Annotated in this window: 15 protein-coding genes, 1 pseudogene and 1 riboswitch; of the genes and pseudogenes, 5 read left to right on the top strand and 11 right to left on the bottom strand. The window is 73.1% G+C overall.

Going from position 1 to position 17,989, the window contains the following annotated elements:
• The first annotated feature begins 115 nt into the window (after positions 1-115).
• Together IEJ02_RS42265 and IEJ02_RS42260 are read left to right on the top strand one after the other, a co-directional pair.
• Entirely contained in the window at positions 116-745 is a 630-nt protein-coding gene (locus IEJ02_RS42265; RefSeq protein WP_137980392.1) for a uridine kinase family protein, read from the top strand.
• Positions 746-1,144: 399 nt separating this feature from the next.
• Positions 1,145-3,034, top strand: coding sequence for an AAA family ATPase (locus IEJ02_RS42260; protein ID WP_137980391.1), 1,890 nt, complete (start codon positions 1,145-1,147; stop codon positions 3,032-3,034).
• Positions 3,035-3,079: 45 nt separating this feature from the next.
• Here the strand turns inward: IEJ02_RS42260 and IEJ02_RS42255 are convergent, their stop codons facing one another.
• From IEJ02_RS42255 to IEJ02_RS42205, 11 genes are all read right to left on the bottom strand, one after another.
• A complete protein-coding gene (locus tag IEJ02_RS42255; RefSeq protein ID WP_191069630.1) occupies positions 3,080-4,189 on the bottom strand; it encodes a hemolysin family protein in 1,110 nt (369 codons plus the stop codon).
• Positions 4,186-5,556 (bottom strand): hemolysin family protein, encoded by a 1,371-nt coding sequence (locus IEJ02_RS42250; protein WP_275559344.1) that lies wholly within the window; start codon positions 5,554-5,556, stop codon positions 4,186-4,188. The genes IEJ02_RS42255 and IEJ02_RS42250 overlap by 4 nt, the downstream gene beginning before the upstream one ends.
• A gap of 315 nt (positions 5,557-5,871) precedes the next feature.
• The gene (locus tag IEJ02_RS42245; RefSeq protein ID WP_137980389.1) at positions 5,872-6,327 is read right to left on the bottom strand and encodes a PH domain-containing protein; all 456 of its coding nucleotides are present in this window, start codon (positions 6,325-6,327) and stop codon (positions 5,872-5,874) included.
• A gap of 56 nt (positions 6,328-6,383) precedes the next feature.
• Positions 6,384-7,232, bottom strand: coding sequence for an ATP phosphoribosyltransferase (gene hisG / locus IEJ02_RS42240; RefSeq protein ID WP_191069629.1), 849 nt, complete (start codon positions 7,230-7,232; stop codon positions 6,384-6,386).
• A gap of 81 nt (positions 7,233-7,313) precedes the next feature.
• On the bottom strand, positions 7,314-7,586 hold the full coding sequence (locus IEJ02_RS42235) for a phosphoribosyl-ATP diphosphatase (protein WP_014056301.1): 273 nt from the start codon (positions 7,584-7,586) through the stop codon (positions 7,314-7,316).
• A gap of 36 nt (positions 7,587-7,622) precedes the next feature.
• Positions 7,623-8,108 carry a 6,7-dimethyl-8-ribityllumazine synthase gene (gene ribH / locus IEJ02_RS42230; RefSeq protein WP_137980387.1) on the bottom strand — a complete coding sequence of 162 codons (486 nt, stop codon included), beginning with the start codon at positions 8,106-8,108 and terminating at the stop codon, positions 7,623-7,625.
• A gap of 82 nt (positions 8,109-8,190) precedes the next feature.
• Positions 8,191-9,522 (bottom strand): bifunctional 3,4-dihydroxy-2-butanone-4-phosphate synthase/GTP cyclohydrolase II, encoded by a 1,332-nt coding sequence (locus IEJ02_RS42225; protein ID WP_223865348.1) that lies wholly within the window; start codon positions 9,520-9,522, stop codon positions 8,191-8,193.
• Positions 9,519-10,151, bottom strand: coding sequence for a riboflavin synthase (locus IEJ02_RS42220; RefSeq protein WP_191069628.1), 633 nt, complete (start codon positions 10,149-10,151; stop codon positions 9,519-9,521). The genes IEJ02_RS42225 and IEJ02_RS42220 overlap by 4 nt, the downstream gene beginning before the upstream one ends.
• A gap of 1 nt (position 10,152) precedes the next feature.
• On the bottom strand, positions 10,153-11,304 hold the full coding sequence (ribD, locus tag IEJ02_RS42215) for a bifunctional diaminohydroxyphosphoribosylaminopyrimidine deaminase/5-amino-6-(5-phosphoribosylamino)uracil reductase RibD (protein ID WP_317986057.1): 1,152 nt from the start codon (positions 11,302-11,304) through the stop codon (positions 10,153-10,155).
• A 165-nt stretch (positions 11,305-11,469) separates the two neighbouring features.
• Positions 11,470-11,600: riboswitch (FMN riboswitch) on the bottom strand.
• A gap of 977 nt (positions 11,601-12,577) precedes the next feature.
• Entirely contained in the window at positions 12,578-13,882 is a 1,305-nt protein-coding gene (locus IEJ02_RS42210; protein WP_191069627.1) for an alginate lyase family protein, read from the bottom strand.
• A gap of 129 nt (positions 13,883-14,011) precedes the next feature.
• The gene (locus tag IEJ02_RS42205) at positions 14,012-15,238 is read right to left on the bottom strand and encodes an ROK family transcriptional regulator (protein ID WP_191069626.1); all 1,227 of its coding nucleotides are present in this window, start codon (positions 15,236-15,238) and stop codon (positions 14,012-14,014) included.
• Positions 15,239-15,434: 196 nt separating this feature from the next.
• On the opposite strand from IEJ02_RS42205, the gene IEJ02_RS42200 reads away from it, so the two are divergent.
• From IEJ02_RS42200 to IEJ02_RS42190, 3 genes and pseudogenes are all read left to right on the top strand, one after another.
• Positions 15,435-16,667 carry an MFS transporter gene (locus IEJ02_RS42200; RefSeq protein WP_191069625.1) on the top strand — a complete coding sequence of 411 codons (1,233 nt, stop codon included), beginning with the start codon at positions 15,435-15,437 and terminating at the stop codon, positions 16,665-16,667.
• Positions 16,668-16,839: 172 nt separating this feature from the next.
• Positions 16,840-17,715, top strand: coding sequence for an isocitrate lyase/PEP mutase family protein (locus IEJ02_RS42195; protein ID WP_191069624.1), 876 nt, complete (start codon positions 16,840-16,842; stop codon positions 17,713-17,715).
• A 69-nt stretch (positions 17,716-17,784) separates the two neighbouring features.
• Positions 17,785-17,940 (top strand): annotated as a pseudogene (locus IEJ02_RS42190) (nitrate reductase); the annotation flags it as partial.
• Positions 17,941-17,989: the final 49 nt, after the last annotated feature.

The raw sequence follows: 17,989 nt of genomic DNA, 5'->3' as shown, positions 1-17,989 counted from the left end.
CAACTATGGCCGCTACGAGTGGTCTCAGGCCAGTGATTCCCCCAGCGCCCGCCTCATCAATATTGGTGTGAACCAATGGAGTGAACGAGCCCGAAGGGCCGTATGGTGGTCCCCGATGCGAACTTACCGACCGGTTGGCAGCCTGGACGCGCTGGCGCGGCGCCTGCGTGCGCTGCCGCCGTCCTGCGGGCCGGTCCGGCTGGTCGCGGTGGACGGCCACGCGGGCTCGGGGAAGACCACCTTCGCCGGGCAGCTGGCCGAGGCGCTCGGCGGTGCGCCCGTGCTGCACACGGACGACTTCGCCACCCATGACGAGCTCTTCGGCTGGGCGGAGCGGCTGCACACCCACGTCCTCGCCCCGCTGGCCCGGGGCGCGGCCGCGCGCTACGCCCCGTACGACTGGGTGGAGCGCCGCTTCGCCACCGCCCGGCGGCGGCTCGACCCCGCGCCGGTCGTGCTGCTGGAGGGCGTGGGCAGCGGCCGCCGCGCGATGCGCCCGCGGCTGGCGCAGCTGTTGTGGATGGATCTGCCGGAGCGGGACTCCTGGCGGCGCGGGCAGCTGCGGGACGGTCCGGGGATGTCCGCATTCTGGGACGGGTGGCTGCCCGCCGAACGCGCGCATTTCGCCGCCGACCCGTCCCGTCCGTACGCGGGAGCCTTGGTACGGCAGCGGAAGGAGGGGTATGAGGTGCTACCGGGACCTGCGGCGACCGACGGAAACACCCCCTGGCCTCACACAGCGTGAGCCGATGCCCCGGACCGGCCCTGACGCCGCCGCCCGGGGCATGACGCGTACTCCAACTCGGCTTGACCTGGGGCCCATACAGGTCTTACGTTCTCAATGTGCGACTCGTACGAGTCGTCCCACAACGCGAAGCCCCCGGTTGTTCCCCCGTGATCGGGGGCTTCGTCCTGTCTGGCGCCGGTTTTCCGCCACTTTGCGCGGCCACTTCCTCACTCTGGGTGACGACTCGCCCCGGACCTCGTGCGCCCCTTACACGCCCCCGCGCACACCCGTCCGGCCTTGTGTGATTGCGACGAACAACAGTGCGGCACCCTCGGCCCATGCGAGTTGCGCAGGTACGATGCGAAAGGGGCAGTCGCCCCTGCGGCATCCACGGGGGCAGGGGTTGTGGGGGACGTGATGGATTTCGGCACGCAGGGTTCGCACGCCCCGGCCGACCTCGCCTGGCTGCGAGCCGTCGACGCCTACACGATGGGCGCGTACGCACAGGCCGAGGAGGAGTTCCGGGCCGCCACCCGGCTCGATCCGGGAATGGCCGACGCCTGGCTCGGACTGCACGCGCTGCGGGCCGACACGGCGGCGGCGCTGCTGCGGATGTACCGGCACCGCGACCGCTTCGGCGAGCAGCGCGCCCGGCACCGCCGCACCCTCAACTCCTGGTACTGGCTGGGCTGGTGGGTCCAGCCGGTGCTGGAGACCAGCCGGGACCTGCTGCTCGCCCACGCCTCCCACTGGCTCGACGGCCGCCATGTGCCCGAGCTGGACCGGGCGCTGGCCGGCTGCCCCCCGGTCGAGGCCGATCCGCAGGCCCGCTTCCTGCACGCCTGCCGCGCCTATCTGGTCAAGGACTGGGAGCAGCTGGTGCGCCACACCGAGCCGCTGCTGGACGATCCGTTCCTGGGCATCGAGGCCGGTCTGTTCGCCGGGATGGCGCGGGTCCGGCTGGAGATGTACAGCCAGGCCGAACCGCTGCTGGCCGCCGCCTTAATGCGCTGTCGCAGCGAACAGCCCCAGCGCAAGGAGCTGCGCTACTGGCTCGCCCGCGCGCATGAGGGCACCGGGCGCAGCGCCGCCGCGCTCCCCCTCTACCGCGCGGTGCACCGCATCGACTCCACCTTCATGGACACCTCGGCGCGGCTGGCGGCGATAGCCGAGTCCGACGGGCTGGACGAGCCCGCGGACCTCGCCGCCGTCTCGCTGGCCGGGGCCGGTGGCCAGGACGCCACGGACGGCCGGGACGCCACCGCCACCGACCCCGCCGACACGCTGTCCGACGGCCGCGACCCGCGCGCCGCGGGCGAGGGGCCCGAGGGCCCGCCGCTGATGGGCCCCGCCGTGATGGGCGCGGGCGGCACGCGCGACCGGGCCGGTCTGCCCTCCCAGCCCGGCCCCTCCGATCCGGTACTGCTGGAGAGCGCGCTGCAGGAGCTGGAGCGCATGGTCGGCCTGGAGCCGGTCAAGCGGCAGGTCCGGGCGCTGTCGGCGCAGCTCCACATGGCGCGGCTGCGCGCCGGGCAGGGCCTGCCGGTCCAGCCGCCCAAGCGGCACTTCGTCTTCTCCGGGCCCTCCGGCACCGGCAAGACCACCGTGGCCCGCATCCTCGGCCGGGTCTTCTACGCCCTCGGGCTGCTCGGCGGCGACCATCTGGTGGAGGCCGGGCGCGCCGATCTGGTCGGCGAGTACCTGGGCCAGACGGCGGTGAAGGCCAATGAGCTGATCGACTCGGCGCTCGGCGGGGTGCTCTTCGTCGACGAGGCGTACAGCCTGTCCAACTCGGGCTACAGCAAGGGCGACGCGTACGGCGACGAGGCGCTTCAGGTGCTGCTCAAGCGGGCCGAGGACAACCGCGACCGGCTGGTGGTGATCCTCGCCGGCTATCCCGAGGGCATGGACCGGCTGCTGGCCGCCAACCCCGGCCTCGGCTCGCGCTTCACCACCCGCGTCGACTTCCCCAGCTACCGCCCGCTGGAGCTCACCCGGATCGGGGAGGTGCTGGCGGCGGAGAACGGGGATGTGTGGGACGAGGAGGCCGTGGAGGAGCTGCGGAGCATCAGCGGCCATGTGGTGGACCAGGGCTGGATCGACGAGCTGGGGAACGGGCGGTTTCTGCGCACGCTGTACGAGAAGAGTTGCGCCTACCGGGATCTGCGGCTGTCGGGGTGGAGCGGGACTCCGACCCGGGATGACCTCGCCACGTTGCGGCTGCCGGATCTGATGCAGGCGTACGGGGAGGTCCTGTCGGGTCGCGGTCCGATGTACCGCGACCCGCAGGACCCGCCCCTGGGATAGGCGATAGCGCGCCGCAGGCGCAGAGCCGCAGCGCGACCGCGCCGCTCAGCCCACCATCGCCCGCTCCTCCTCCGAGGGCGCGGGCGCCGCCTCGCCCCTGGGCTCGGCCACCCGGTCCCGGGCCCCACCCCGGTGCGCGGGGTCGTGGACCTCGCCGACCAGCTTCTCCAGGACGTCCTCCAGGGCGACCAGCCCCAGCACCGTGCCCGACGCGTCGGCGACGGCCGCCAAGTGGGAGGCGGCCCGGCGCATCGCGGTGAGGGCGTCGTCCAGCGGAAGCTCCGCCCGGAGCGTCTCGATCGGATGCCAGACCCGCTGCGGCACGGCCCGCTCCGGGAACTCCAGCTCCAGGACGTCCTTCACATGCAGATAGCCCATGAAGGCGCCGCCGGGGCCGCGCACCGGGAAGCGGGAGTAGCCGGTGCGCACGGTCAGCTCCTCGATCTGCCGGGGGGTGACCGAGGGATCCACGGTGACCAGGCCCGCCGGGTCCAGGAGGACGTCGGTGACCGGGCGGCTGCCCAGCTCAAGGGCGTCCGCGAGGCGCTCCTGCTCCCCGGGGTCGAGCAGCCCGGCCTGCCGGGAGTCCTCCACCAGATGGGTCAGCTGCTCGCTGGTGAAGACGGCCTCGACCTCGTCCTTGGGCTCCACCCGGAACAGCCGCAGCACCAGCCGGGCGCACGCCCCCAGCAGCGCGGTGACCGGCCGGCACAGCCGCGCGAAGGCGACCAGCCCGGGGCCGAGCCACAGCGCGGTCTTGTCCGGCGCCGCCATGGCCAGGTTCTTCGGCACCATCTCGCCGATGACCAGGTGGAGGAAGACCACCAGGGCGAGCGCGATGGCGTAGCCGAGCGGATGGATCAGCTGCTCGGGCAGGTGGACGGCGTGGAAGACCGGCTCCAGCAGCTCGGCGACGGTCGGCTCGGCGACCGCGCCGAGGGTCAGCGAGCAGACGGTGATGCCGAACTGGGCGGCCGCCATCATCTGCGGCAGGTTCTCCAGGCCCGTCAGCACCGTACGGGCGCGCCCGGAGCCCTCGGCCGCGCGCGGCTCGATCTGGCTGCGGCGCACCGAGACCAGGGCGAACTCGGCGCCCACGAAGAAGCCGTTGGCGAGGACCAGCAGGACGGCGAAGAGAAGCTGTACCAGGCTCATCGTCCGTTCCCCTCCCCGGCCGCGGCGTGTGCGGTCATCTGCACAGGCGGCGTACCCGGCTTCGTGCGGACGATGCGCACCAGTTCCGCCCGGTGGTGGCCGACCTGCCGGACGGCCAGCTTCCAGCCGGGCAGCTCGGCGATGTCGCCGGGGGCGGGGATCCGCGCCAGCAGATCGGCCACCAGCCCGGCCACGGTCTCGTACGGCCCGTCGGGCGCGTCGAGGCCGATCCGGCGCAGGGTGTCGACGCGGCAGCCGCCGTCGGCGTCCCATACGGTGCGGCCGTCCTCGGTGAGGGTCTGCACCAGGTCGGGGGTCTCCGCGGCCTCGTCGTCGTGCTCGTCGCGCACCTCGCCGACCAGCTCCTCGACGATGTCCTCCAGGGTGACCACACCGGCCGTGCCGCCGTACTCGTCGACGACCACGGCTATCGGCTGCTCGCTGCGCAGCCGCTCCAGCAGCGGCTGGACCGGCAGCGTCTCGGGGACCAGCAGCGGGGGCTGGGCGATCCGGCTGACGGGTGTGCGCAGCCGGTCGTCGGACGGCACCGCGAGGGCGTCCTTGAGGTGCACCATCCCGATGACCTCGTCCAGCCGGTCGCGGTAGACGGGGAAGCGGGACAGCCCGGTGGCCCGGGTGAGGTTGAGCACATCCACGGCGGTCGCCGTGGAGTGCAGCGCGCTCACCCGCACCCGCGGGGTCATCACGTGCTGGGCGGTCAGCTCGCCCAGCGAGAGGGTGCGGACGAACAGATCGGCCGTGTCCTGCTCGATCGCGCCGGCCCGTGCCGAGTGGCGGGCGAGCGAGACCAGCTCACCGGGGGTGCGGGCGGAGGCCAGCTCCTCGGTGGGCTCCACGCCCAGCGCCCGCACCAGCCGGTTGGCCACGGTGTTGAGCAGGGCGATCACGGGCCGGAAGAAGCGGGCGAAGGCGTACTGCGGGCCCGCGACGAAGCGGGCGACCTGCAGCGGCCGGGAGACCGCCCAGTTCTTGGGCACCAGCTCGCCGATGACCATCTGGACGGCGGAGGCCAGCAGCATGCCGAGCACGATGGCGACACCGGACACGGCGCCGTGCGGCAGTCCGACCGCCGCCAGCGGCGCGGTCAGCAGATGGCCGAGCGCGGGCTCGGCCAGCATGCCGACGATCAGCGAGGTGATGGTGATGCCGAGCTGGGTGCCGGAGAGCTGGAAGGACAGCTCGCGCAGCGCCTCGACGACGGTACGGGCGCGCTTGTCGCCCTCGTCGGCGGCTCGCTCGGCGTCCGGCCGCTCGACGGTGACCAGGCCGAATTCGGCGGCCACGAAGAAGCCGTTGGCGAGGATCAGGACGAGTGCCGCGGACAGCAGCAGGAGGGACAGGGTGATGCTCATGCCGCCGCCTCGTGGTCGGCGGCGGCGCAGGTACTACAGGACGATCCGTCCATCTGCTGAGGGAGTCACTCCTCGGGTCGCAGGGGAGCCCGCCGGGGGCGCACGCGGGCGTGCGCGCTGGAGAGGCGGGGCGGGGCATCGTTCGGCCCCGGCAACAGAGTAAACAAGGATGGGGCGTGACGGGCAGGCCCCTCACGCCGTTGGAGTGCCGATCCGCTCGTCGGCCGGTTCGCGGGGGCCCGCCCGGCAGGGGGCGGAAGCGGACGTGAAGGGGCTGCTCAACGCCGCTGGGCGGTCCCGCCGGATGGCTCAGTCCGCGGCACGGCCCGTCCCGTGCCGCTCGGCGAGGGCGCGCAGGGCCCGCGCGTCGCTGATGGCGTGCGCCTTGGCGATGCCCGGCTGGATGCCCATCGCGGGCAGGCTGGTGCCGTCGGCGAGGTCCAGATAGACCCAGGGGTCACCGGGGCGCAGATTGACCCGGAGCACCTCCGCCCACTCCAGCCGGCGCTTGGTGGTCAGGTTGACCACCGTCACACCGCCCTCCTCGGCCACCACCTTGGGGCGGCTGAGCAGCATCAACCCGCCGAAGAACAGCAGTCCGGTGAAGATGAAGCTGGCCCGCTCCCCCGGCCCCAGCCGCTCCAGCAGCAGGGCGACGGCCGTGAGGACGACCAGGACGGCGACACCGACGGTCATCAGGACGGCACGCGTCCTGGTCGGCCGGAAGGTGACGGGCAGGGCGGGGGTGGGCGCGGCGGCGGACACGTGGTCGGCCTCTCGGCTGGGAGGGAACGGGACGGGGGCGGGGGTGGGGCGGGCCGTCAGAGGCGGCAGGCGTGGATGCCGGTGGTGAGGATGGCCCGGGCCCCCAGCTCGTAGAGCTCGTCCATAATCCGCTGGGCGTCCTTGGCGGGGACCATCGAGCGGACCGCGACCCAGCCCTCGTGGTGCAGCGGGGAGACGGTGGGCGACTCCAGGCCGGGGGTGAGCGCCACGGCGCGCTCCACCTGCTCCACCCGGATGTCGTAGTCCATCATCACGTAGCGCCGGGCCACCAGGACGCCCTGCATCCGGCGGAGGAACTGCTGGACCTTGGGGTCGTCGCTGGGGTCGCCGGTGCGGCGGATGACGACCGCCTCGGACTCCAGGATGGGCTCGCCGATGATCTCCAGCCCGGCGTTGCGCAGGGTGGTGCCGGTCTCGACCACATCCGCGATGACCTCGGCGACACCGAGCTGGATGGCGGTCTCGACGGCGCCGTCGAGGTGGACCACGGCGGCGTCCACACCGTTGTCGGCCAGGTGCTTGGTGACCAGTCCGGCGAAGGACGTGGCCACGGTCATCCCGCCGAACTCGCTGACGTCCTTGGCCGTGCCGGGACGGGTGGCGTAGCGGAAGGTGGACCCGGCGAAGCCGAGCTGCATGATCTCCTCGGCCTGGGAGCCGGAGTCCAGCAGCAGATCGCGGCCGGTGATGCCGATGTCCAGCCGGCCGGAGCCCACGTAGACGGCGATGTCACGGGGGCGGAGGAAGAAGAACTCCACCTCGTTCTCCGCGTCGACGAGGACCAGCTCCTTGCGGTCCTTGCGCTGCCGGTAGCCCGCCTCATGGAGCATCGCCGACGCAGGCTCGGACAGTGAACCCTTGTTGGGGACGGCGATGCGCAGCATGAGTGCTCTTTCCTTCGGTGGCTCGGTGGCTCGGTGGCCGGGTGGCTCGGTGGCGGGGGTGCGGGTGTTTGACGGGGGTGGTCAGAGGTGGGCGTAGACGTCGTCGAGGGTCAGCCCCTTGGCGACCATCATCACCTGAAGGTGGTACAGGAGCTGGGAGATCTCCTCGGCGGTCGCCTCGTCGCTCTCGTACTCGGCGGCCATCCACACCTCGGCGGCCTCCTCCACGACCTTCTTGCCGATGGCGTGCACACCGGAGTGGACCAGCTCGGCGGTGCGGGACGTGGCCGGGTCGGCCGTGGCGGCCTTCTGCTGGAGCTCGGTGAAAAGCTCCTCGAACGTCTTCTTGGGCATCGTGTCCGTCATCCTACTTGGGTCGTGCGACGCCCCTCAGCGCCAGGGTTCGGCGACCGAGCGCAGGGTGGTGGCGGTGGCGACGGCCGCGGTGACCGCCTCGTGGCCCTTGTCCTCGCTGGAGCCCGCGAGCCCGGCCCGGTCCAGGGCCTGCTCCTCGGTGTCGCAGGTCAGCACGCCGAAGCCGATGGGCACGCCGGTGTCCACGCTGACCTGGGTCAGCCCCTGGGTGACGCCCTGGCACACATAGTCGAAGTGCGGGGTGCCGCCGCGGATGACGACGCCCAGGGCCACGATCGCGTCATAGCCGCGGCCCGCGAGCACCTTCGCGACGACCGGCAGTTCGAAGCTGCCCGGCACCCGCAGCACGGTGGGCTCGTCGATGCCGAGCTCGCCCAGCGCGCGCAGGGCGCCGTCGAGCAGCCCGTCCATCACCTTCTCGTGCCACTGTGCGGCGATGACGGCGACGCGCAGGTCCCCGCAGTTCTTCACGGACAGTTCGGGGGCGCCCTTACCGCTCACGTCTCTCCTCGTGTTCCTGGTTTTCCGGTGTTTCTGTGGTGGTGCGTGGATGTGCGTTGGTGCGGCGGCTGGTTCTCCGTGGCTACTGGTTGCCGCAGGCCGATATGGGCTCGGCGCGGTCGCCGTCCAGCCAGGGCAGGTCATGCCCCATCCGGTCCCGCTTGGTGCGGAGGTAGCGGAGGTTGTGCTCCCCGGCCTGGACGGGCATCGGCTCCCGGCCGGTGACCCGCAGCCCGTGCCGGACCAGCGCCGTGGTCTTCTCGGGGTTGTTGGTCATCAGCCGCAGCGAGTGCACGCCGAGGTCGGCGAGGATCTCCGCGCCTGCGGCGTAGTCCCGCGCGTCGGCGGGCAGGCCGAGCTCCAGATTGGCGTCCAGGGTGTCCCGGCCCAGCTCCTGGAGCTCGTACGCGCGCAGCTTGGACAGCAGTCCGATCCCGCGCCCCTCATGGCCGCGCAGATACAGGACGATGCCCCGGCCCTCGGCGGTGACCCGCTCCAGCGCGGCGTGCAGCTGGGGGCCGCAGTCGCAGCGCAGCGAGTGGAAGACGTCTCCGGTGAGGCATTCGGAGTGGACGCGGACGAGCACGTCTTCGCCGTCCCGGATGTCGCCCTGGACCAGCGCGATGTGCTCGACGCCGTCGGCCGCGCGGTAGCCGTACGCCCGGAAGTCGCCGAAGGCGGTGGGCAGCCGGGTCTCGGCCTCGCGCCGCACAAGCGGCTCGGCGGGCTTGCGGTACGCGATCAGGTCGGCGATGGAGACGATCGCCAGGTCGTGCTTGTGGGCGAAGGCCACCAGGTCGGGCAGGCGCAGCATGGCACCGTCCTCCCCCGCGATCTCGCAGATCACGGCCGCCGGGCGCAGTCCGGCCAGCCGGGCGAGGTCGACCCCGGCCTCCGTGTGGCCGTCGCGCTCGAGCACCCCGCCCGGGCGGGCGCGCAGCGGGAAGATGTGGCCGGGACGGACGAGGTCGCCGGGGGTGGTGTCCGGGTCGGCCAGCAGCCGCAGGGTGGTGGCCCGGTCGGCGGCGGAGATACCGGTGCTGACGCCGTGTTCGGCGGTGGCGTCGACCGAGACGGTGAAGGCGGTCCGCATGGACTCGGTGTTCTCCTCGACCATCTGCGGAAGCCGCAGCCGGTCGAGGTCGGTGGCCTCCATGGGCGCGCAGATGAGCCCCCGGCACTCGTTCATCATGAAGGCGACGATCTCGGGGCTGATCGTCTCGGCGGCGGCGACGAGGTCGCCCTCGTTCTCCCGGTCCTCGTCGTCCACGACGACCACGGGGCGGCCCGCGGCGATGTCGGCGATGGCGCGCTCGATGGGGTCCAGCGCCAGTTCGTCGGGCCAGTGCGCGGCTCGCAGGGAGGCGGCCTGGCCGCTCGGGTGCGGGTCGGTCACCGCGTATGCCTCACTCATGATGTGGCCTCCTTGTCCTGCGTGCCGTTGTCCCGTCCGAGCAGCCGCTCGACGTATTTGGCGAGTACGTCCACCTCGAGGTTGACCGGGTCCCCGGCCTGCTTGACCCCGAGCGTGGTGAGCGCGAGGGTCGTCGGGATGAGGCTGACCGTGAAGTAGTCGGGGCCCGCGTCCACCACGGTGAGGCTGATGCCGTCCACCGTGATGGAGCCCTTCTCGACGACGTAGCGGCTGAGTTCGGCGGGCAGCGAGATCTTCACGACCTCCCAGTGCTCGGAGAGCTTGCGGTCCACGATGACGCCGGTGCCGTCCACGTGGCCCTGCACGATGTGGCCGCCGAGCCGCCCGCCCAGCGCCATCGGGCGCTCCAGGTTGACCCGGGAGCCGATGTCGAGCGCGCCGAGGCTGGAGCGGTTCAGGGTCTCGGCCATGACGTCGGCGCTGAACCGGGTGGACTCACCGTCCTCGATGATGTCGACGACGGTGAGACAGACGCCGTTGACGGCGATGGAGTCGCCGTGCTTCGCCCCTTCGGTGACGACGGGGCCGCGCACCTGGAAGCGGGACGCGTCGCCCAGGTGCTCGATGGCGACGATCTCACCCAGTTCTTCGACAATTCCGGTGAACACTTCAGTTCTCCTCGGCGAGGGGGGCGGGGGCGACGGGAACAGGAACGGGGTCGGTGGGGACGGGGATCGCGGTGACGGGGACGGCGGTGACGCGCAGATCGGGACCGAGCCGGGTCACATCGGCCGTCTCGAGGCGCAACGCCTGCGCGATGGTGGTGATTCCGGCGTCGGCGAGGGCGGCGGGGCCCGCGCCGAGCAGAACGGGGGCGAGATAGCCGACGATCTTGTCGACGGCGCCCGCGGCGAGGAACGCCCCGGCGAGGGTGGGCCCGCCCTCCAGCAGGACGGAGCGCACCCCACGGCGGTGCAGCTCGGCCAGGAGCGCGGGGATCCGGAGGCCGGTTTCCGCGCGCGGCAGCCTTACGGTCTCCACGCCCGGCCGCCGGGGCAGGTGCGCGACGCCCGCGTCCTCGGCGACGGCGATCAGCGTGGGCGCGGCGTCGTCCAGCACCCGGGCGCCGGGCTTGATGGTGGCGCCCGTGTCCACGACGACCCGCAGCGGCTGGGTGGCGCCCTCCCGGTCCCGTACGGCCAGGTGGGGGTCGTCGGCGCGCAGGGTGCCGGAGCCGACCACGACGGCGTCGGCCTCCGCGCGCAGCCGGTGCACATCGGCACGGGACTCGGCGGAGGTGATCCAGCGGCTGGTGCCGTCGGCGGCGGCGCTGCGGCCGTCCAGGGTCGCGGCGAACTTCCACAGCACGAAGGGGCGGCCGCGGCGCATCGCGGTCAGCCAGGGCGCGTTGACCGCCTCGGCCTCCTCGGCCAGCAGCCCGGCCTCGACCTCGACCCCGGCGGCGGCCAGGGTCGCGGCGCCGCCCGTGGCCTGGGCGGTGGGGTCGGCGACGGCGTAGTGGACGCGGGCGATCCCGGCGGCGATCAGGGCCTGCGAGCAGGGGCCGGTGCGGCCGGTGTGGTCGCAGGGTTCGAGGGTGACGACGGCGGTGCCGCCGCGGGCCCGCTCCCCCGCCGCGCGCAGCGCGTGGACCTCGGCGTGCGGACCGCCGGCCCGCTGGTGCCAGCCCTCGCCGACGACGCGGCCACCGGCGTCGAGGACGACGCAGCCGACGACGGGGTTGGGGCTGGTGTGGCCGAGGCCTCGTGCGGCGAGCGCGACGGCATGGCGCATCGCTTGGGCTTCGGCTGCGGTGGCCACCGGGTCCTCCTGCCTCTTCGGGCACGGACTCCGGGGCTGTCGAGATGACACGGAAGCGGGAACGCCGCCGCCAGCACGCCGGGTTCGGCAAGGGTTCGCATCCCGCTTGATCCCGCTTGTGCGAGGGCGAACCGCCGAGGCGGCGCACCGGTGATGTCGCTACCGCCGCGCACTGCCTCCCATCCGGACTTTCACCGTCGGTCCAGGAATTTCACCTGGTCAACCGGCCGCTGGCGGCGGACGGGTCGCGGACTGTAACCGCCGGTTCGGATTTTCACCGACCCCGGAGTGCGCTGACGTCACTGGTACGGGCCCAGTGTGCCATGGCCATCGACGCAGGTGGGAGGCAACCCCCATGTGGCCTCCCTCACCCACCCGCCCCCGGGGCCTCCCTCGGCCACCCGACCCCGGGACTCCCCCGCCCCGACCCCGGAACGAACCGCCCCGGGAGGCGAACCCGCCCGGAAGGGGGCCCACCGCGCCCCGGGCCGTATCCCCACCCGGGTCGGGAACGGTTTCCCCGCCCGGGCCCCGGAGCGGATTCCCCACCCCGCCCCTTCCCGAACCGGGGGCCCAGCCCCCGGCCCCCGATCCCCGACCCCCGGCGGCCCAGTGTCCGCATCCGCAGATCCACTTGCACAACGGACCCTGCCCCGGACCCCGTTCGGGAGTGGCCTCGGTCGTCACCGCCGCAACGGCAGCCGCTACCGGTGACACCACACGGTCACGTCACCGCCCCGCGCCGCGCGACCGGGCCCAGGCTTATCGGCCCCGGCCCGGCAAAGAACACCCACCCAGCCACCCGCAAGGCGCGGCACCTCGGCAGAACTCCACGGCATGAAGCCCGCACCTGAGCGGGGACCCGNCCACGGCATGAAGCCCGCACCTGAGCGGGGACCCGGGGGCCCGGGGGCCCGCCCCCGGATCGGGAAGGAACGGGGCGGGGAGAAAGACGGTCCCGTTAGCGGCAGCCCGGGGGCCGTCGCAACCACTGGCCCTGGGCCCACCCCGACCCCTAGGTCCCAGCCAGGTGCCACCGCGCAGAGGCCGCACCCGGGCGGGGGCTGGGGGCCTGGCCCCGGATCGGGAAGGAGCGGGGCGGAGAAAAAGACGACCCCGCCAGCGGCAGCCCGGGGGCGTCGTAACCGCTGGCCGTGGGCCCGGCCCGGCCCCCTCGGGCCCGGCCAGGGGCCATCGCACGGAGACCGCCACCGAGCGGGGCCCGGGGGCCCGCCCCCGGATCGGGAAGGAGCGGGGCGGGGAGAGATGCCCGTCAGCCCTGGGCGATGCTGTCGAGTTGTTCGACCGCCGGCCGCAGGGCCCACAGGTCGCCGCCGGGCGGGGTCTGGAGCTTGGGCAGCGCCGCGCGAGCCTTGCGGTCACCCGCGTCGGCCGCCGCGTGGACGATGTCGCTCGCCGCGTAGGCGCGGAAGTCGAGCTCCGGGTACGGCCAGGGCGCGGCGCCCGTGGCCGCCGGGAGCAGGAGGTCGACCGCCTTGAAGAGGTTCCCGCCACCGGGCCCGGTGTAATTCCACAGGTCCACCCCGAGGTGCTTGCCGATGGCGGCCATCCGGGTGTACGCGACCAGGTTGAAGGTCGAGTAGTGGAAGCTCCGGGTCCGCTCGAGCTCCTGCGGCTGCGTGCCGTCGGCCGCGATCTGGGTGTCGATGCGCTTGGTGCGGGCGTCGAGGAGCACCTGGCGGGCGCGGTCCCGGTCGCCCACGGCGGTGGCGATGGCGGCGACCTGCATGTCGTAGAAGGTGCCGTGGTTGTTCTCTGCGGCGCCCTCCTCCTTGCCGAAGTCGCTGTTCACCAGCCAGTCCAGGAACTGCTTGTTCCAGGTGCGGAAGCCCGCGTGGTCGCTCTTGGACCAGCCGGGAGCGCCGGTGTCGAGGAGCGCGGCGGCGTCGAGGAGGCTGGTGAAGGCCTGGGAGAAGTCGATGATCCCGATCGAGCGGCCGTCGTACTTGCAGGGGATGAACTGCGCGTGGTTCAGGTTCGGGTTCATCCGGGTCGCCGGGGTGACGAACCAGGTGCGCAGGATGTCCGCGGCGTGCTCGGCGTAGGCCCGCTTACCGGTGTAGTACCAGGCCAGCGAGAGCTCGTAGGCGGACTCGAAGACCTTCCCGACCTCGGGACGGTCCGTCATCTTGTCCACGTCGGGGTTCCGTTGGCCATCCTTCTGAACGTAGGGACAGCCGTACGGATTGTCCTCGGTCTTGGGCCGGCTGGGCCACCAGTAGGGGGCCTGGCTGAAGTAGTCGTGTTTGTCGCCGCTGGGCGGCACCTGGTCCTTGTCGGTGACCGTCCAGGGGCCCTGCTTCATCCACTGGTCGGCCTGGGTGGTCAGATCGCGTACGGTCCGCCGCAGATTTCGGTCTCCCAGCTGCAGTTTCAGCTTGGTGAGGGACAGTCGGGGCCCGTCGAGCACCACCGTACGGGGCGCCGGGCCGGAAGGCCGGACGCGCTCGGCGCCCTGCGCGGAAGGGGCGGCGGGGATCGCCAGGACGGCCAGGAGGGCGGAGGCGGCGATGACCGCCCGGGCGATCCGCCCGCGTCCCGCTGGAGGTGCACCCATCGAGCACTCCAATCAGATAGCTGAACGCTATTCAGAATTGAGATCGGGCTCAGAGTAAGGCGGCTCCATGGGCACGACAAGAGATCGCACAGGAATCCGCTCACCCCACGGATTCGGCGGGTGCACGGCCTACGGGGCGCCGAACAGCTCGTTCTGCGTCGCGTCCAGCGCCGTCAGCACGGCGCCCCGCAGCACCCCGCCACCGCCCACCACCCCCGCCCGCACCCGCGTCCGCAGCGGCGACAGCCGGGCCACATGCTCCTCCACCCGCCGGGCGAGCCCCTCGCCCCCGGCCCGGCCGACCTCGCCGCCGAGCACCGCGCACCCCGGGTCGAGCACCGCGCAGATCGCGGCGACGCCCAGCGCGATACGGGCCGCCAGCGCGTCCAGGAAGGTCTCGCCCCGCTCCCCCGCCTCCAGGGCCGCGCGGATCACCGCCTCCGCCGCGCCGGAGTCCTCCGCCCCCTCCCCACGCGAGCCGCCCGCCGCGGCCTCCAGACCGTGCTCCTGGGCGAGTTCACAGACCGCGGCGCTGCTCACCAGGGAGTGGAACCCGCCGTCGCAGCCGGTGGCGGAGGGCAGCCCCACGGTGCCCGGCACCGGCAGGAAGCCGATCTCCCCGGTGCCGCCGGACGCTCCGCGCCGCAGCACCCGGTCCAGCACCACGGCCGCGCCGATGCCGTGGCCGAGCCACAGCAGCACGAAGGTGTCGCGGTCGCGCACCGCGCCCAGCCGCTGTTCGGCGACGGCCGCGAGATTGACCTCGTTCTCCAGCAGCACCGGCGCCGCGAGGCCGTCGTGCAGCGCGGTGGCCAGCTCACGGTGCCAGGAGGGCAGCCCGCCAGTCGAGTTGAGCTCCCCGGTGGCGGGGTCGATGAGACCGGGCACCCCGATGCCGATGTGGTGCAGCCGCGCCGCCCCCGCCCGCTCGGCGGCCCGCTCCACCAGGGCCACCACGGCCGCCACGGTGTGCGCCGGATCCCCGTCCGGGGCCACCGGAAGCGACTCCTCGGCCACGGTCCGGCCCAGCAGATCGGCCACACAGACGGCGACGCCATCCGTACGGACGTCGACCCCGGCCACATGCGCGCTGTCGGCGACGATCCCGTACACCCGGGCGTTGGGCCCCCGGCGCTCCGCCCCCGACTCCCCCACGACCGCCACAAGACCGGTCTGCCGCAGCCGCTCGACCAGGTCCGCGATGGTGGGACGGGACAGCCCGGTCAGCGACTTGAGCTCCCCCGCGGTCAACGGCCCCTTGTCCTTGAGCAGGTGCAGGGCGAGGCGGTCGTTGATGGCCCGCGCCGTACTCGGAGAGGCGGTGCGGCCCGCCACGGACACGCTCGTCGAGGTCATGCCGGGATCCTTCCAGAAGGCCGGGGAAAAAGCCTATCTATCAGGGAGCCTTCCTGATAGTTTCCGGTGGGCCACGGCACGGGCCGGGCGCAAGCACGCACGGGTACGGGCACCAGCACGGGAACAAGTACGGGCACGAGTACGGGCACGGGTACGGGTACGAGCGGGTCGGCGCTACGGGGAGGGTGCGACAAGCATGGGCAGGCTCAAGGAGTCCGGGGCGTTTGAGATGCGCCCGGTACGGCGGGCACGAATCGCCGTGGCGGCGGTGTTCGCCGTGCACGGCGCGGTGACCGGCAACTTCGCCACCCGTATCCCCTGGATCCAGGAGCGGCTGGACCTGAGCGCCGGTCAACTCGGCCTCGCGCTCGCCTTCCCCGCCATCGGGGCCTCGGTCGCGATGCCCCTGGCCGGGCGGATCAGCCACCGCTTCGGCGCCCGCGCGGCGCTGCGCGGACTGCTCGCCCTGTGGACCGCCTGGCTGGTGATGCCCCCGCTCGCGCCCGGGCTGGTCTGGCTGTGCGGTGTGCTGCTCATCTTCGGCGCGACCGCCGGGATGTCCGACGTCGCCATGAACGCCCTCGGTGTGGAGGTCGAGAACCGCCTCGGCCGTTCGATCATGTCCGGGCTGCACGGCATGTGGAGCGTCGGCGCGCTCACCGGCTCGGCGGCGGGCACGGTCGCCGCGCACGCCGAGGCCGATGCCCGGCTCCATCTCGCCATCGCCGCCGGGGTCCTCACGGTGCTCGGCGCGGTGGCCTGCCACTGGGTCCTGGACCTGCGCAGCGCCCCCGAGGAGCACCCACCGCCCCGCTTCGCCCTGCCGCCCCGCTCCGCGCTGATCATCGGGGCGGTGGGATTCTGCGCGGTCTTCGCGGAGGGGGCGAGCCTGGACTGGTCGGCGGTCTATCTGCGCGACGTCCTGGACACCTCCCCCGGTGTCGCCGCCGCCTGCACCACCGCCTTCTCCTGCACGATGGCCGGCGCCCGGCTCGTCGGGGACGCGGTGGTGGGCCGCTTCGGGCCGGTGCGGACCGTACGCACGGGCGGCGTCCTCGCCACCGCCGGGGGCCTCCTCGTGGTCACCGCCTCCGGGCCCGTCCTCGCCATCGCCGGATTCGGCCTCATCGGCCTGGGCATCGCGGTCGTGGTGCCGCTGGCCTTCGCCGCCGCCGGGCGCAGCGGCCCGGCCCCGAGCCAGGCCATCGCGGGCGTCGCCACGATCACCTACACCTCGGGGCTGGTCGCTCCGGCGGCGATGGGTTCGATCGCGGATCTGACCTCGCTGACGATCTCGTTCTGCCTGGTCACGGCGTTGGCGCTGGGGCTGGTGGCGGGGGCCGGGGTGCTGCGGACCCCGGCGGGGACAGATACCACGGGTTCCGCCCCGCAGCCCGACCCGTCGACGTCCCGGACCACGCTCTCCTGACGCGTCACGGGGTGGGCCGCCGGGGCGGTGCACCGGCTCCGGCACCGCCACCCTCTGGCTCCGGCACCGTCCCGGCTCCGGCACCGCCACCCTCTGGCTCCGGCACCGTCCCGGCTCCGGCACCGCCATCGTTCGGCGAGCGCCGAAAGGATCCGGCCGTACGGTCGGTGATATGAGCGATACGAGCGATGGCCCGGCCCCCGACCGTCACACCGCCTTCCGCCGGCTGCACCACGGCGACCGGCCCCTGCTGCTGCCCAACGCATGGGACCACGCCTCCGCCGCCGCCCTCGTCCGGCGCGGCTTCGCCGCCATCGGCACCACCAGCCTCGGTGTGGCCGCGGCGGCCGGACTGCCGGACGCGACCGGCGCCGCCCGCGAGGGAACCCTCGCCCTCGCCCGGGGCATCGCCCGGCTCCCGGCGCTGGTGACCGTCGACATCGAGGGCGGGTTCGGCGACCGGCCCGAGGAGGTCGCGGCGGTCGCGGCCGAGCTGGACCGGGCCGGGGTGGTCGGCGTGAACATCGAGGACGGACGCCCCGACGGCACCCTCGCCCCGCTGGACCACCAGACCGCGGTGATCGCGGCCGTCAAGGAGCGGGTGCCCCGGCTGTTCGTGAACGCCCGGACCGACACCCACTGGCTCGCCGCGATCGGTGGCGGCACCCCGCCCTCGCTGTCCACCGCCGCCGAGCGCATCGAGGCGTACGTACGGGCGGGCGCGGACGGGATCTTCGTGCCCGCGCTCACCGATGAGCAGGACATCGGCGCACTGGCCGGCGACCTCGGCGAGATCCCGCTGAACATCCTCTTCACGCCCGGCCGCCACACCTATGGGCGGCTGGCCGAGCTCGGGGTGCGGCGGATCAGCTGCGGTTCGCTGCTCTTCCGGGCCGCCCTGGACCACGCCGTCGAGCTGGCCTGGTCGATCGGCCACCCCGGCGCCCGCGGCCAAGCCGATCAAGCGGCCGGCCTGCCCAGCTACACCGAGGCGCAGTCACTGGCCGACGATTTCACCAACGAGGTCACCGGGGCCGATCCCACATAGCCGCAAGGCGCACATTTTCGGCCAACTAACATTGCTGCGCATCCCCCGTAGCGATGAAGTGGAGCAGTCATGGGCCTCGGCGTGGGCTGGACCCTGCACGGCGATGGGCGCACCCCCGCCCCCGGTGCCGTCGTCAAGCCGGATGAGCGGCTGTCGTGGCCGCGGACGGTGGGGCTCGGCGCGCAGCACGTCGTGGCCATGTTCGGGGCCAGCTTCGTCGCTCCGAGAGTGCATCATTAGATCGGCCAAGCGCCCTGAACTGGTGGTTTGCGCC

The sequence above is a fragment of the Streptomyces sp. 5-10 genome (assembly GCF_014712245.1).
GTDB classification, from domain to species: Bacteria; Actinomycetota; Actinomycetes; order Streptomycetales; family Streptomycetaceae; genus Streptomyces; species Streptomyces violaceusniger.
Note: the sequence above shows the minus strand (reverse complement) of the source record. Positions and strands in the feature narration are given on the sequence as shown.